Here is a 16517-nt window from a genome sequence, read left to right as displayed (position 1 = left end):
ACACCATGATCCCCCTGTCGTACGCGCAGCGGCGCATGTGGTTCATCAACCGATTCGAAGGCCCCTCCTCGACGTACAACATCCCGCTGCTCCTGCGGTTCCGCGGCGCGCTCGACACGGCCGCGTTACGCGCGGCGTTCCAGGACGTGATGGCGCGTCACGAGGTGCTGCGCACCGTCTTCGGGGACGTCGACGGCCGGCCGTTCCAGCGCATCCTCGACCCCGCCGAGATCGAACTGCCCTGGAAGGACTGGGGCCGGGTGCCGCCCGAGCGGGTACCGGGCGTGATCTCGTCGGTGGTCGGAAGCTGGTTCGACCTGTCGGCCGACGTGCCGCTGCGCGGGTGCGTCGTGCAGAGCGGCGAGGAGGAGTTCCTCCTGGTCCTGGTGATCCACCACATCGCCGGCGACGGCGGCTCGCTGGCCCCGCTGGCACGCGACGTGTCGGCGGCCTACCGGGCCCGGGTGACCGGCGCCGCGCCCGACTGGGCCGAACTGCCGGTGCAGTACGCGGACTACGCGCTCTGGCAGCGCGAGCTGCTCGGGGACGAGTCCGACCCGCAGAGCGTCCTGTCGGTCCAGGCGGCCTACTGGCGCGAGGAGCTGGCAGGGGTGTCCAAGCCGCTTCCGCTGCCCCTGGACCGGCCCCGCCCGCCGGTGGCGAGTCACCGCGGCGGGTCGGTGGAGACCGGACTGTCCGGCGAGCTGCTGACCCGGGTGGAGGAGCTGGCGCGGGCGCGCGGCGTGACGGTCTCGATGGTCCTCCAGGCCGCCCTGGTCGTCCTGCTGCACCGGCTGGGCGGCGGTGACGACGTGACCGTCGGGTCCCCGATCGCGGGCCGCACGGACGAGGCGCTGAACGACCTGGTGGGGCTCTTCGTCAACACCTGGGCCCTGCGGGTGCAGGTGACCCCCGGGCGCACGTTCGCGTGGGTGCTGGACGAGGTGCGGCGCAAGGCGCTCGCGGCGTACGACCACCAGGACGTGCCGTTCGAGCGGCTGGTGGAGCTGCTGAGGCCGGAGCGGTCGAGCGCCCACCACCCCCTGTTCCAGGTGGTCCTGGCCTGGCAGAACAACGTGCCCCCGCACCTGGACCTGCCGGGCCTGACCGTGTCGATGGAACCCCTTCCCACCGGGACCGCGAAGTTCGACCTGTTCTTCAACCTGGCGCCGGACGAGGCCACCGGGTCCGTCGTGGGCGAGATCGAGTACGCCACCGACCTCTTCGACCGTTCCACGGTGGAAGAACTCGCGGACCGCTTCGTACGCGTGGTCGAGGAAGTGGTGGCCGACCCGCTGACCCGCGTCGGCGGGCCCGGCGCACCGGCCGGCGCCGAGCTGCCGTCCGCCGCCGCGGACGGGCCGTCCCGCGCCTCCCTCGACGCCGACGAGCGCCACCGGATCCTCGTCGAGTGGAACGACACGGCCCGCGACTTCCCCTGCCCGAGACCGGTGCACCTGCTCTTCGAGGAGCAGGCCGAGCGCCGGCCGGACGCCATCGCGCTGCGCTGGGCCGGGGGCACCATGACCTATCGCCAGCTGAACCGGCAGGCGAACCGGATCGCCTGGGACCTCAAGGAGCGCGGGGTCGGCCCGGAGACCGTCGTCGGCATCGGCATCGACCGCGGCCCCGTGATGGTCGCCGCCGTCTTCGGAGTGCTGAAGGCGGGCGGCGCCTATCTGCCGCTCGAACCGTCGCTGCCGGCGGACCGCGTCGCCGGCATGCTCGCCGACGCCGGGGCGGCCCTCGTGCTGTCCACGCCGGACACCGAGCGCTGGGCGGTCCCGGACGGCGTCGAGGTCGTCGAGGCGGCGGACCCCGGCGAGCCGCTCCCGCCGCGCGCCGAGCGGAACCCGGAGCCGGCCGCCGGAGCGGACAGCACGGCGTACATCATCTTCACCTCCGGCAGCACCGGGAAGCCCAAGGGCGTCGCGGTCACCCACCGGCCGGTGCACAACCTGATCCACTGGTGCCGGCGCACCTTCGGCTTCGGCCCCGACGACGTGGTCCTGTGCGTCACCTCGCTCGGCTTCGACCTCTCCGTCTTCGACCTCTTCGGCCTGCTCGGCACGGGCGGCGGCGTCTACCTCGCGGACGCCGCCCAGCAGCGCGACCCCCGGGCGCTGCTCGACATCCTGCTCACCGAACCCGTCACCTTCTGGGACTCGGTCCCCACCACGCTCAACCAGGTGGCCTCGCTGTTCGCCGAGACCGCCGCCCACGAGGGGACCGACACGCTCCGTCTGGTCTTCCTCTCCGGGGACTACACGCCGCTGTCGCTGCCCGACGAGGTCCGCAGGGTGTTCACCGGCGCCGAGATCGTCAGCCTCGGCGGGGCGACCGAGGCGACGGTGTGGTCCAACTACTTCCGCGTCCGGGACATCGACCCCGAGTGGCGCAGCATCCCCTACGGCCGGCCCATCGACAACGCCCGCTACTACGTGCTCGACGAGCGGATGGAGCCGTGCCCCGTCGGCGTCGAGGGCGACCTCTACATCGGTGGGGACTGTCTCTGCGTCGGCTACGTCAACCGGCCCGAACTGACCGCGGAACGCTTCGTCCGGGACCCGTTCGGCACCCGTGAGGACGACCGGCTCTACCGGACCGGTGACCGTGCGAGCTTCTTCCCGGACGGCACCATCTGCTTCCTCGGCCGCGCCGACAACCAGGTGAAGCTGCGCGGGTTCCGCATCGAACCCGGCGAGATCGAGCACACCCTCGCCCGCCACCCGGCCGTCCGCCAGGCCATCGTCACCGCCCGCGAGGACCGGCCCGGCGACCTGCGCCTGGTGGCCTACGTCGTTCCCGACCCCGAGGCCCTGGACCGCACGCACGGCGCCGACGAGCAGGTCGGGGAGTGGCAGGAGGTCTACGACCAGGCCTATCTCGGCGCCGGGGAAAGCCCGTTCGGCGAGGACTTCACCGGCTGGAACGACTCCCGCACGGGGGAACCCATCCCCCTGGACGAGATGCGCGCCTGGCGGGACGCCGCGGTGGACGGCGTGCTGCGCGGGTCGCCCGAGCGCGTCCTGGAGATCGGCGCCGGCTCGGGCCTCCTGCTCGCGCACATCGCGGGCCGGGTGCGGGAGTACTGGGCCACCGACTTCTCCGCGCCGGCCGTCGAGCGGCTGCGGCACCGGGTGACGCGGGCCGGCCTCGCCGACCGGGTGCGGCTGCGCTGCCAGGCCGCCGACGACCTCACCGGACTGCCCCGGGGCCGCTTCGACACGGTGGTGCTCAACTCGGTCGTGCAGTACTTCCCGGACGAGCGGTACCTCGCGCAGGTCCTGGACGGCGCCTGGGGCCTCCTCGCGCCGGGCGGCCGGATCGTCCTCGGCGACGTCCGGCGAGCGCACTCGCTGCACCTCCTGCAGACGTCCGTCCAGGCGGCCGGGCACGCGGACGCGGCACCGGCCGTCCTGCGCAGCGCCGTCGAACAGGCCGTCCTGCTGGAGAAGGAGCTGGTGGTCGACCCCGAGTGGTTCCTGCGCTGGTCGGAGCGGGCCGGGGGAGCCGGCGTCGACGTCCGGACCAAGGACGGCGGCCACCACAACGAACTGACCCGGCACCGCTACGAGGTCGTCGTCCACAAGCCCGACGCCACGGGGTCCGCCCGGGTACGGAGGCTGGACACGGTGCCCGCCCTGCCCTGGGACGGCGACCTGCGCCGCCTCGCCGGCCGGGTGCGCGACCACGCCGCGCCCGTCGTGCGGATCACCGGCGTACCCAACGCCCGGCTGACCGGCGAGGCCCGCGCCGCACGCGAGCTGGGCCTGGAGGACTCGGCCCCCTCGCCGCTGCCGCCGCTCGATCCCGGCGACCTCCCCGCGTGGGCCGAGCGGCACGCCTGGGACACGGTGGTGACCTGGTCGGCCGACGTGGTCGACGAACTCGACGTGCTCCTCTTCCGGGACGGCCCCGTGGCCGGGACACCGCTCGCCGGGACGTACCTGCCGACCGCGGGCGGGCGCACACCCGTCAACGACCCCGCGGCCGCGGGCGCCGTCACCGCGCTGCTGCCCGCACTCCGGACCCACCTGCGGGAGACCCTGCCGGAATACATGGTCCCGGCCGCGATCGTGCCCATCGCCCGCGTGCCGCTGACGGACAACGGCAAACCGGACCGGCGTGCGCTGCCCGTCCCCGACTACACGGCCGGCGGCGGCCGGGCTCCCGCCACGCCCGAGGAGGAGTCGCTGTGCGCGCTGTTCGCCGCCGTGCTCGGCCTCGACCGGGTCGGCGTGGACGACAACTTCTTCACCGTCGGCGGGCATTCGCTGCTGGCCACCCGGCTGGTGAGCCGCATCCGGGCCGAGCACGGCGTGGAGATCCCGATCCGGCTCGTCTTCCAGGCACCCACCGCCGCCGAGCTGGCGGCCCACCTCACCACCCTCGGCAGCGTCCGCCCGCCCCTGCTCCCCCGGGACCGGCCCGAGCGGCTGCCGGTCTCCTTCGCCCAGCAGCGGCTGTGGTTCATCCACCGGTTCGAGGGACCCTCGGCGACCTACAACGTCTCGCTGGCCCTGCGGATGCGCGGCGTACTGGACGCCGACGCGCTCCGCCGCGCCGTGCACGACGTCGTGGTGCGGCACGAGTCGCTGCGCACCGTCTTCGGAGAGGCGGACGGGGAGCCGTACCAGCGGGTCCTGGAGCCGACCGCGATCCGGGTCCCCTGGCAGGAGCGCGAGGTCGGCGAGGTCGAACTGCCCGATGTCCTGCGCGAGGCGGCCCGCCGGCCGTTCGACCTGACCGGCGAGATCCCGTTCCGCGCCTGGCTGTTCCGGACCGGGGAGCGGGAGTCCGTGTTCCTGATCGGCGCGCACCACATCGCCGCCGACGGCTGGTCGGCGCTCCCGCTCGCGCAGGACCTGACCACGGCGTACGAGGCCCGTCGCGCCGGGCGGCCACCGGAGTGGGAACCGCTCCCGGTGCAGTACGCGGACTACACCCTGTGGCAGCGGGAGCTGCTCGGCGACGGAGATGCCCCGGGCAGCCTCTACCGGCGCCAGCTCGACTACTGGACGACCCATTTGGCCGGCCTCCCGGAGACCGTCACCCTGCCCACCGACCGGCCGCGGCCCGCGGTGGCCTCGTACGCCGGTGATCTCGTGCCGCTCGTCCTCGACGAGCAACTCACCGCGGACGTCCGGCGGCTGGCCCGGGACACCGGTGCCACCGTGTCGATGGTGCTGCAGGCCGCACTGGCCGCGCTGCTCACCAGGCTGGGCGTCGGCACCGACGTGCCGATCGGGTCCCCCATCGCCGGCCGCACCGACGAGGCGCTCAACCGGCTGGTCGGCTTCTTCGTCAACACCTGGGTGCTGCGCGCCGACACCTCGGGAGATCCGGGCTTCGCCGAACTCGTCGGCCGGGTGCGGGAGCGCAGCCTCGCCGCCTACGACCACCAGGACATCCCCTTCGAGCACCTCGTCGAGGTGCTGAACCCGGTGAGGTCGCCCGCCCACCACCCGCTCTTCCAGGTCTGCCTGGCGCTGCAGAACAATGCGCGGCCCGCGTTCGACCTGCCCGGCCTGACGGTGTCCGAGGAGCCGTTCGGCACCGGCACCTCGCGCTTCGACCTGTTCATCAGCCTCACCGAGCACGACGAGGAGGGCGCCCCGCCCCGCATCGAGGGGTTCGCGGAGTACGCGACCGAGCTGTTCGACGCCTCCACGATCACCACGCTGCTCGCCCGGTGGCAGCGCTTCCTGCGCCACGTGGTCGCCGCCCCGGACACGCCCATCGGGGACGTCGACGTCCTGGCGGACGGCGAGCGCGCGGAGCTGGTCCGCCGGGGCGGACCGGGCCGGGACGCCGCCTTCGCGGCCGGCACCGTGCACGAGCGGTTCGCCGCGGAGGCCGCGGCCCACCCGGACGCGATCGCGCTGGTCTCCGCGGACGGCGAGATCCGCTGGACCTACGCCGAACTGGACCGCCGGGCCAACCGCATCGCCCACCACCTGAGGGCCGGGGGCGCCCGCCCGCACACCCGGGTGGCGCTCGTCATGGAACGCTCGCCCCTGCTGGTCGCGGCGATCCTCGGGGTGCTGAAGACGGGGGCCGCCTATGTCCCGGTCGACCCCACCCACCCGCCCGAGCGCATCGCGTTCATGCTCGCCGACCTCGCCCCCGTCGTCACCGTGGACGAGAGCCTCGCCGACGCCGACCTCGACGAGGAACCCGGCACACCGCCCTGTTCCGAGGGCACCGGCGAGCAGAGTGTCGCGTACGTGATGTACACCTCCGGCTCCACCGGCCGCCCCAAGGGCGTCGAGGTGACCCATCGCAACGTGCTCGACCTCGCCCTCGACGACTGCTGGACGACCGGCGCCCAGCGCCGTGTCCTGGTCCACTCCCCGCACACCTTCGACGCGTCGACGTACGAGCTGTGGGTACCGCTGCTCCACGGCGGCACGGCGGTGGTCGCCCGCGCCGGCAGGCCGGACACCGCGGAGCTGGCCCGTGTCGTCACCGAGCGGGAGGTGACCGGACTGTGGCTGACCGCCGGACTCTTCGCGGTGATGGCCGAACAGCACGCGGAGTGCTTCGCCGCCGTCCAGGAGGTCTGGGCGGGCGGGGACGTCCTCTCGCCGACCGCCGTCCGCCGGGTCCTCGAAGCGTGCCCCGGCCTCACCGTGGTCAACGGCTACGGACCGACCGAGACCACCACGTTCGCCGCCCGGCACCGCGTGCCCTCGGCGGACCGGTGCACCGACCCCGTGCCGATCGGGGAACCCATGGACGGCAGCCGGCTGCTCGTCCTGGACGACCGGCTGCGGCCGGTGCCGCCCGGTGTGGTGGGCGAGCTGTACATCGGCGGCGACGGCGTGGCCCTCGGATACGCGGGCCGGCCGGGCCTGACCGCAGAGCGGTTCGTCGCCGACCCGTCCGGGCCGCCGGGAGCGCGGGTGTACCGCACCGGCGACCTGGTGCGCTGGACGACCGCCGGGCACCTCCAGTACGTGAGCCGGGCCGACGACCAGATCAAGCTGCGCGGCTTCCGGGTGGAACCGGGCGAGCTGGAGACGGTGCTGCGCGAGCGGGACGGCGTGGCGCAGGCCGTGGTCGTCGTCCGCGAGGACCGGCTCGGCGAACGCAGCCTGGTCGCCTACGTGGTGCCCGACACGTCCGCCCCGACCGGCCGTGACGCCGCCGAACAGGTCGGTGAGTGGCGGGAGATCTACGACGAGATGTACGGCGGTACGGCCGTGGAGCCGGGCGGGGTCGGCGAGGACTTCACCGGATGGAACAGCTCCTACACGGGCCGGCCCATCCCGCTGCCGGAGATGCGGGCCTGGCGCGAGGCCGTGCTCGACCGGGTGCGGACGCTGCGACCGCGCCGGGTGCTGGAGATCGGCGTCGGCTCTGGCCTGCTGCTCGGACCGCTGGCACCGGAGACCGAGGAGTACTGGGGCACCGATTTCTCGGCTCCCGTCATCGACCGGCTGCGCGCCCAGGTCGGCAGCGACCCGGAGCTGTCCGGCAGGGTCACCCTGCGCTGCATGGCCGCCGACGACCCGGACGGCCTGCCGACGGGACACTTCGACACGGTCATCCTCAATTCGGTCGTGCAGTACTTCCCGGACGGCGACTACCTCGCACGGGTGCTCGACCTCGCCATGGACCGGCTGGCCCCCGGCGGACGCATCGTGATCGGCGACGTCCGCAACCACCGCACCCTGCGCCTGTTCAGCGCCGCGGTCCACCGGTGCCGGCAGCCGGACGACGGGCCCGCCGCGGTACAGGCCGCGGTCGAACGCGCCGTGCTGGGCGAGAAGGAACTCGTCGTGGACCCGGGGTACTTCACCCGCTGGGCGGAAGCCCGCCCCGACGCCGTCGCCGCCGACATCCGGCTCAAACGGGGCACCCACCACAACGAACTCACCCGCCACCGCTACGAGGTCGTGCTGCACAAGCAGCCCGTCCGGCCGCTGCCGCTGGCGGACCTGCCCGAGGTGGTCTGGGGGAGCGAGGTGCGTCGACCGGCCGACCTGGAGCCCGCGCTGGCCCGCCACGGCGGCCACCTCCGCCTCACGCGCATCCCCAACGCCAGGCTGGCCGGAGAGGCCGCCGAGTGGGGCGCCCCCGTGGAGTCGGGCGGCACACTCGACCCGGCCGAGCTGGAGGCGTGGGGCGCCGAACGGGGTCTCGCGGTGTACTGCACCTGGTCGGCGCAGGCCGCCGACTGCTTCGAGGCGGTCCTCCTGCCCGACGTCGACGCTCCCTGCTGCGACGGCGTCTACCGGCCGGCCGGCGTCCCCTCCCCGCGCCTGGTCAACGTACCCGCGGTGTCCCGTCGCGTGTCCCGGCTGCCGTCCCGGCTGCGCGACGAACTCGGCGCGCAGCTGCCGGAGTTCATGATGCCCGCCGACATCCTGGTCCTCGACCGACTGCCGCTGACCGAGAACGGCAAGGTGGACCGCGCCGCGCTGCCGGCACCCGACCCGGCCGGCGGCGACCACCGCGCACCGCGCACGCCGCGCGAGGAGGAACTCGCCGCCCTGTTCGCCGAGGTGCTGGGCCTGGACCGGATCGGCATCGACGACGACTTCTTCGCCTGCGGCGGCCACTCCCTGCGGCTGACCCGCCTCGTCTGGCAGATCCACGAGAAGCTCGGCGTGGACGTGCCCATCCGGACGGTGTTCCAGTACCCGACGGTGGCCGAACTCGCGGCCCGGCTGTCCGCGGACACCGAGGTGGGCTTCGAGGACCCCTTCGCCGTCGTCCTGCCCATCCGCACCGAGGGGGAGAGGCCCCCGTTGTGGTGGCTGCACCCGGGCGGCGGCCTGAGCTGGCCCTACCTGGGCTTCGCCCGGCACATCGACGCGTCCTGGCCGCTCTACGGCATCCAGGCCCGCGGCTTCGACGGCACCACACCGCCGGCGGGCTCCGTCGAGGAGATGGTCGACGACTATCTGCGCGAGGTGCTCCGCGTCCAGCCGAGCGGCCCGTACCACCTGCTGGGCTGGTCCTTCGGCGGCACTCTGGCGCACGCCATGGCGGCCGAACTCCAGCGCCGGGGGCACGAGGTGGCGCTCCTCGCACTGCTGGACGCCGCGCCCTCCGGCCACTTCACCGACCTCGAGGCGCTCGACGAAGGCATGGTGCGCCGCTTCCTCGCCAACTACATGGGCCATCTGGCCGGAATGGAGGAGTATCCGTCCCTGGTCGCGACCGCGTCGTCGATCTTCGTCGGACAGATGGAGCAGATGCGGCGGTTCGACTCACCGCGCTACCGCGGTGACGTCCTCTTCTTCAACGCACTCCTCGATCCGGAGACCCACGACAAGCGGGAACTGGAGGAGGAACTCGAGGTGCTCTGGCAGGAGCACGTCGACGGCCGGGTGCAGCGCATCGACGTCGCCTGCGCCCACAACGAGATGTACTGGCCGCGGAACGCCGCGGAGATCAGCCGAGTCATCAACCGGATTCTGCGGGCGGCGCAGCGACCCTGACGGCCCCACGACCGGTGATCCGAGATCTGGAGGATACGGGTGAGCACCAATCCGTTCGACGACGAGAACGGCCGGTTCCACGTGCTGGTCAACGACGAGGACCAGCATTCCCTCTGGCCCGCCTTTGCCGAGGTGCCGGCCGGCTGGCGCATCGTCTTCGGCCCGGCGGAACGGGCTGAGAGCGTCGCCTACGTGGAGGCGAACTGGACAGACATGCGGCCCCGGAGTCTCCGCGAGGCCATGCGGGGGTAGTTCCCAAGCCGTGTGCCGCGAGGCGGACGCCCGAGGTCCCCGGACGCTCGGGCGCCGCCGCCGGGCACGGGCCGTACCGACCGAACCACCACGGCCCGCGACCGGTCCCGCGCACACGGCGGACGCATACACGCCACACCAAGGCGAAGAGGGTGAATCATCCATGAGCGTCAACGGGGAGGCTTGTGCTGTGGGAGGCACAAACAGCGACGTCATGTTCGTTCGATGGCCCGCGCAGAAGGACCTCAGGAACCGATGTAAGAGGGAGGGCGTGCCCCGTCTCCTCGTCGTCGAGGGCAGTGCGCGGCCTCCGGTGTGCAACGACCCCTTCGAGGACTGGGTGCGCGCACCCATATCCCGAAGCGACCTGGACGCTCGGGTGCGAGCGCTGCAGAACCGCCTCGACAGCCGCCAGGTCCCGACTCTCGACTCGGCCGGAACGCTGTGTTTCGGCCCTCACTCGATCACGATCTCGAATGTCCAGACCGAACTGATGGAGCTGCTCATCGAGCACTTCGGGGAGGTGGTGTACCGCCATGAACTCACGCAACGGCTCGCCGAACGGGTGCCGAGGCCGACACGGAACTCGCTCGACCTGCACATCATGCGGCTCCGGCGCCGCCTGACCCCGATCGACCTGGTCATCCGGACGGCGTGGGGCCGCGGCTACGTGCTGGAGACCGCGGCCTGATCCCCGGGGCGGTTCAGTCCTGGTGCACCTTCCCCCGCAGCCTGCGCAGTTCGGGGAAGGGCCTGGTGGCACGGCGGGCAAGGAAGTCGACACCACTTGACCCGCCGGTTCCGCCCTGGTTCCCGACCATCTTCGACACCAGCGCCAGATGCGTCACCTTCCAGTGCCAGTAGCCGTCCCCGATGTCCAGCAGTCCCTCGGCGAGGCGGTGCAGCACACCGGCCTCGATGCCTCCGCGGCAGATGTCGTCGACCGACCGGCCGTGGTAGTCGGCCGCCGCCACGAACGCCTCGTACAGACTGCCCGGATGCTGCTCGTTGCCGAGCAGTGCCGTCAGCCGCCGGAACTGCGTCGACTGGGCGCCGCTCGCCGTGTCCAGATACGGCCGGAACTCGGCGAAATAGCGCAGCGGCAGCTTCTCCAGGACGCGCAGCTGGTCCTGCAGCACCCGCAGTATCTCGCCGGTGCGCAGCAGGAACTCGTGGCCGAGCTCCAGGTCGTAGGTGTCGCAGGGGGGCACGAGGGCCTCGGCCGCCGCGTCCAGATCCGCCCCCATCTGCTTCAGCCACAGCTCGCAGGACTGGTGCGTGATGATGAAGAACTGCTCCGCCAGGACCACCGCGCGGCCGGCCGCGTCCGGAGTCCGCGTTTCCTGCAGCGAGAGCAAGGTCTCCATCCGCAGGTAGTCCGCATACGTCAGAGTGCTCAAGACGCCGTCCCCTCGCTGATGCCCGCACTGGTGAAGTCGTCGGCCCGCCTGCTCCGCACGCACAACGCCGGTGAGTCGGGTGTCCGGAGCATGGCACGGCGGCACCGCGGCGAATCGGCAATCTTTCGTCTTCCATTCAAGGAGAAAGACCTGGGCAAGACACCCCGCACCGCACCGGTGCCCTTGCCACGATGCAGACATGAGTACGCGGACCGAGCTCGACCTCACCGACGCCACCGCCTTCGTCCGGCACGACGCGCACGCATTCTGGCGCGAGGTGCGGACGTCGAGGCCCGTGTACTGGCACGACGGAGACCCCGGATTCTGGGTCGTCGCCCGCCACGCCGACGTGCTGTCCTGCTACGCCGACGTGAAGACGCTGAGCTCCGCGCGCGGGACCGTGCTGGACGTGCTGCTGCGCGGCGGCGACTCCGCCGGCGGCAAGATGCTCGCGGTCACCGACCGGCCGCGCCACCGCGAACTGCGGAACCTGATGCTGCGCGCGTTCTCGCCGCGCGTGCTCGGCGAGGTCGAGCGCAGCGTCCGGCTGCGGACGTCCCGACTCATCGAAACCGTCACGCGGCTGGGCGAGTTCGACTTCGCGACCGAAGTCGCGGAGCACATTCCGATGCACACCATCTGCGACCTGCTCTCCATACCGCCCGAGGACCGCGGGCAGCTGCTCCGGTGGAACAAGCTGGCGCTCTCCGCGGACGACGCCGACGCCGACGCGCTCGACTCGCTGGAGGCCAGGCACGAGATCGTCGGCTACTTCATGGACCTCGCCCGGCGACGCCGGCTCGACCCCGGCGACGACGTCGTCAGCATGATCGCCACCGCGGAGCCGGGCGGTCGTCCGCTGACGCTGGAGGAGGTCGCCCTCAACTGCTACAGCCTGATCCTGGGCGGCGACGAGTCGTCCCGGGTGTCGGCGATCTGTGCGGTCAAGGCACTCGCCGAGCATCCCGGGCAGTGGCGCGCCCTGCGGGACGGTGACGCCGGCCTCGACGCGGCCGTCGAGGAGGTGCTGCGGTGGGCGACGCCCGCGATGCACTTCGCGCGCACCGCGCTCCACGACACGGAGATCGGCGGGCAGCGGGTGCGCGCGGGCGACATCGTGACCCTGTGGAACACCTCCGCCAACAACGACGAGGAGGTGTTCGCCGGGCCCCGCCGGTTCGACCTGACCCGCTCCCCGAACCGGCACCTGTCGTTCGGTCACGGCCCGCACTTCTGCGTCGGCGCGTTCCTCGGCCGGGCGGAACTGCGCGCACTGCTGGCGGCGCTCGTCCGGTCGGTCACCGAGATCCGGCTGTGCGGCACGCCGACGCCGATCTACTCGAACTTCCTGCACGGCTACAGCAGCCTGCCCGTCGCCTTCCGCTGACGCCGCGGCCGGGCACGGAGCGCACACGGGCGCGGGCGGACGGACCTGCACGGGCCTCAGCGGCGCAGCCGGCTCTCGACGGCCGCGACGAGCTCGCCGATCGTCGACGACCCCAGCACCACCCGGATCGGCACCCGGACGTCGAGCTCCGCACGGATCCGGCCGGCCAGCCGGGTGGCCTGCACGGAGTGCCCGCCGAGGTCGAAGAAGTTGTCGGCGGTCCCCACGTCCGGGACGGCGAGGATCTCCCGCACCATCGCGCAGATGACGGCGGCCGTGCCGTCCTCCGGGGCGTCGTCCCGGACGCCGGGCCCGGCCGGCCCCGGCGCGGGCTCCGGCAGGGCGTCCCGGTCGATCTTTCCGTTCGCCAGGGTGGGGAACCGGTCGAGCACCACGACCCTCGCCGGCACCATGTGCGCGGGCAGTGCATCGGCCGCGTGCGCCCGCAGTTCGGCCGGGTCGACCGGGGTGCCCGCGGTGACGTAGCCGACCACGTGCGCCTCGGTCAGTCCGCCTCGCACCACGGCCACCGCGACGTCCACCGCGGGGTGGGCGGCGAGCCGGGCCTCGATCTCGCCGAGTTCCACGCGGAAGCCGCGCAGCTTCACCTGACCGTCCGTGCGGCCGGTGAACGACAGCGCGCCGTCGGCGCCCCGGCGGCCCCGGTCGCCCGTGCGGTACATCCGGCTGCCGGGCGGCCCGAACGGGTTCGCCACGAACTTCGCCGAGGTCGCGGCGGGCCGGTTCAGATACCCGCGCGCCAGTCCGCTGCCCGCGATGTACAGCTCGCCCTCCGCACCCGGCGGCACCCGGCGCAGCCGCTCGTCGAGCACGTGGACCTCGTTGCCGATCCACGGAGTTCCGATGCCGACGTCGTCGGCGTCGCGTATCGGCCCGCCGATCGTCGCCCCGACGGTCACCTCGGTCGGGCCGTAGCCGTTGAACATCCGCCTCGCCCGCGACCACTTGCGGACCAGCGTCGGTGTGCAGCTGTCTCCCGTGGACATGACGGTCCCGCCCACCAGCACGCCGTCGGCGTCGGTCAGGCTCAGCGCGACGGGGGGCAGCACCGCATGGGTGATGTCATGGGTGAACAGCGTGTCCCGCAGCGGCTGGCCCGGCAGCAGGTCCTCCGCCGACGCCATGACGAGTGCGGCACCGGACAGCAGGGCCAGCGTCACGTCCCAGAAGGCGGCGTCGAAGCTGATCGAGGCCCACTGCAGGACACGGTCGCCGGGCCCGGGCCCGAGCACGGCGGCCTGGGTCCGCGCCATGTCGTGCACACCCCGGTGCGGCACGGCCACGCCCTTCGGGGTGCCGGTCGAGCCCGAGGTGTAGATGACGTACATCAGGTGGTCCGGGCACAATTCGGTACGGCGTTCCCGCCGGGCGACGTCGTGTCCGGGCAACCGCGCGCAGGCGTCCTCGAAGGCCGGGTCGTCGAGGACGAGTTCCGGCAGGTCCGCGTCGAAAGGGGCCACCGAGGACGCCCGCAGGAGCAGCGCCGGGCGGGCGTCGGCCAGCATGAACGACAGGCGCTGCGCCGGGTAGCCCGGATCGAGGGGCAGGTAGGCGCCGCCGGCCTTCAGCACCGCCATGACCGCCACGATCAGGTCGTTCGACTTCGGCACCGCGACCGCGACGAGGCGGTCGGGGCCGACTCCCCGGGCGATCAGGCTGCGCGCGAGCCGGTTGGCGCGGGCGTTCAGTTCCGCGTATCCGAGGGTGCCTTTGTCGTCGATGAGGGCGGGCGCTCCGCCGCACCGGGCGGCGGTGGACTCGAACAGTGCCGGAACCGTGTACAACCGCAGTCAGCTCCTTCGCGAAAGTCCCTGATCGACGGCGAATCTAGTGTCCGGCTCCGCGGGGCCCGGCGAATCCTTCCCATCTCTGTCACGGCGTTCACCGCCGTCCCGGTGTTCCCCGGCCGACGGGACGGGCCGCGGGCGGGCACCGGGCCCGACGGCGCCCTCGCCGATGTGCAGGATCGCGTCGGCCGTGTCCAGTACGGGCCGGTCGAGGGGGAAGTAGCCCTGCTGCGGGGTGATGTCGGTCCGCGCCCGGGCACCGGCGAACGAGCCCCCGGTCGTCAGCCCCCAGGAGCCGTCGTCGTCCTGCAGGCGGCCCTCGTACGTGTCCGGCGCGGGGTCTTGGAGCCCGAGGGCCGTGCTGCGCCCCAGACTGCCGGCGACGAAGGCGTACCGCTCGCCCAGCAGGGCGGCCACGACGCAGCCGGCTCCGGGCCAGGTGACCTGGACGTCCGCCGAGCGCCAGGTGCTCGGGACGTGCTGCAGATGCAGGTTGTGGCCGAAGACCAGGGTCGGGCCCCGCCGTGATTCGATGCCGCGGATGTCGAGGAGGTTCTGCGCCATGAGCGCGTCCCGGGTGGCGAGCAGACGGTACATCCGCGCACCGTGGTCCAGCGGCTGTGCCGCTTGCCGGTGATACCGCAGCAGGCCGAGCCCGGCGGTGAGGTGGGTCCTGGCCTCGTGCCACCGCGCGTACGAGGGCGCCGCGTCCCGGTCCGGGGCCCGGGCGGAGAGCAGCGTGAGCATGTCGTCGCCCAGCGACCGCAGCCGACCCGCCTCGGGGGAGGCGCCGACCGATTCGGCCGGGTCCATGACCGCCTCGGTGCGGCTCCAGCGCTCGTCGTCCCCGAGCAGCCCGGTGAGGTCGAGGTCCAACTCCAGGTGGTCCCGCGCGTGTTCGAGATAGCGCCGGGGGCTGGGTGCGGAGGCGTTCTCCAGCGGGGCGTCGAAACCGTGGAAGGCCAGGCGCTCCCGCGGCGGGCGGTTCCGGTTGTGGGCGCGCATCCAGGCGACCAGCCGGCGATTGGCCTCCAGCTCTCCGAAACCGTGGGAGAAGCCCTCGTTCATCACGGCGTCGAGGCTCCCGGCCGCCCCCTGCACGAAGTCGTTCACGCCCAGCGCGGCGACGCGGTCGGTCTCCAGCGCGACCGACCGGAAGCCGAAGTCGGCCAGCTGGACGATCAGTTCGTTGCGGACCCGGCCGAAGGCCGGTTCCCGGTGCGTGGGTTCACCGAGGGCCAGCAGATCGCAGGTGGCCACGGCGAGGTCCCGAATGTCCTGTCTCATGTGACTTCATCCAAGCACTGAAAGGACGGTTGAGACTTCGCGGACCCGTGCCGCCGGACACCGCCGGCAACCCTCAAACCGCTGATCGGCGTGCGGGCTTCGCGGCGCGCTCAGCGGGGGGTGGCGGTGTCGGCGGCCCGGTGCTCCGCCGTGGCGGGGAAGCGGGTGGCCGGTGCGGCCGGTGCCAGCCCGAGCACGGTCACGTAGTGCGCGAGCCGCACGGCCGCTTCGAGCATCGAGGCGCCCCGGGCCGTGAGCCGGCGCCGCCAGTCGTCCAGGGCCGCGGACAGCGCCTGGGTGCCGCCGGCGGTCCGGATCTGCCGGACCACGGTGGAGATGTGGTCCAGCGGGTAGCCGCCGCGGCGCAGCAGATGGGCGAGTTCGGCGTCGCGGATGTCGGCGGGGCCGTACGTGCGGTGGCCGGTGACCGGCTCGCGGCCGGGCGCGAGGATGCCCGCCACCTCCCAGTTGCGCAGGGTCGCCGCGGTGACGCCGAGGCGGTGGGCGAGTTCGCCGATGCTGAGGGCCTCCGGGCCGCTCGGGGCGTGCGACGCGGCGTGCGGCCCGCGGGTCAGATGCTCGACGGCCTCTCCGACCGCGTCCAACGTCCCCCGGTCGCGCAGTAGTTGGGCATGGCTGCGGTCGACGGCCGTCAGCGCGGCGTCGAGTTCGCCGGCGTTCAGCGACCGCATGATCTGCCCGCTCACCGCGTAGCCGTGCGCGGGGACCAGCGCCAGATACGCGCGCAGGGCCGCCGCATGGGTCGCGGTGTAGGTGCGGTACCCGGACGGGGTGCGCTCGGCGAGCGGGATGAACCCGTCCCGCTCGTAATTGCGGACCGCCTGGGTCGAGATGCCGTGCTCGCGGGCCAGATCGTGCGGGCGGAGATGAGCCATGGTTTGAGACTTTAACGCAATTCTGCCGGTGT

Annotated in this window: 8 protein-coding genes; 4 read left to right on the top strand and 4 right to left on the bottom strand. The window is 72.9% G+C overall.

What is annotated here, in order from left to right; translation table 11 throughout:
• The first annotated feature begins 5 nt into the window (after positions 1-5).
• The 3 genes from ACZ4NT_RS21105 (at position 6) to ACZ4NT_RS21095 (ending at position 10398) form a co-directional block, all read left to right on the top strand.
• Positions 6-9455 (top strand): amino acid adenylation domain-containing protein, encoded by a 9450-nt coding sequence (locus ACZ4NT_RS21105; RefSeq protein WP_467726880.1) that lies wholly within the window; start codon positions 6-8, stop codon positions 9453-9455.
• Positions 9456-9494: 39 nt separating this feature from the next.
• Entirely contained in the window at positions 9495-9707 is a 213-nt protein-coding gene (locus ACZ4NT_RS21100; RefSeq protein ID WP_121406602.1) for an MbtH family protein, read from the top strand.
• 271 nt (positions 9708-9978) lie between these two features.
• Positions 9979-10398: a winged helix-turn-helix domain-containing protein gene (locus ACZ4NT_RS21095; protein ID WP_220784184.1), complete on the top strand. Its 420-nt coding sequence runs from the start codon at positions 9979-9981 to the stop codon at positions 10396-10398.
• Between the two features lie 13 nt (positions 10399-10411).
• Here ACZ4NT_RS21095 and ACZ4NT_RS21090 read toward each other — a convergent pair whose 3' ends face one another.
• Entirely contained in the window at positions 10412-11308 is an 897-nt protein-coding gene (locus ACZ4NT_RS21090; protein ID WP_467726877.1) for a tryptophan 2,3-dioxygenase family protein, read from the bottom strand.
• Here ACZ4NT_RS21090 and ACZ4NT_RS21085 point away from each other — a divergent pair.
• Positions 11307-12494, top strand: coding sequence for a cytochrome P450 (locus ACZ4NT_RS21085; protein WP_467726875.1), 1188 nt, complete (start codon positions 11307-11309; stop codon positions 12492-12494). The two genes, ACZ4NT_RS21090 and ACZ4NT_RS21085, sit on opposite strands and share 2 nt — an antisense overlap.
• Positions 12495-12550: 56 nt before the next feature.
• Here the strand turns inward: ACZ4NT_RS21085 and ACZ4NT_RS21080 are convergent, their stop codons facing one another.
• The 3 genes from ACZ4NT_RS21080 to ACZ4NT_RS21070 form a co-directional block, all read right to left on the bottom strand.
• Positions 12551-14299: a non-ribosomal peptide synthetase gene (locus ACZ4NT_RS21080; protein WP_467726873.1), complete on the bottom strand. Its 1749-nt coding sequence runs from the start codon at positions 14297-14299 to the stop codon at positions 12551-12553.
• Positions 14300-14305: 6 nt separating this feature from the next.
• Positions 14306-15589, bottom strand: a complete 1284-nt coding sequence (locus tag ACZ4NT_RS21075; RefSeq protein ID WP_467726871.1) for an erythromycin esterase family protein — start codon at positions 15587-15589, stop codon at positions 14306-14308.
• 110 nt (positions 15590-15699) lie between these two features.
• Positions 15700-16485, bottom strand: coding sequence for a TioE family transcriptional regulator (locus ACZ4NT_RS21070; protein WP_467726869.1), 786 nt, complete (start codon positions 16483-16485; stop codon positions 15700-15702).
• Positions 16486-16517: the final 32 nt, after the last annotated feature.

This window comes from Streptomyces sp. NPDC026417 (genome assembly GCF_055567695.1).
This window is presented reverse-complemented; position numbering and strand designations above follow the sequence as displayed.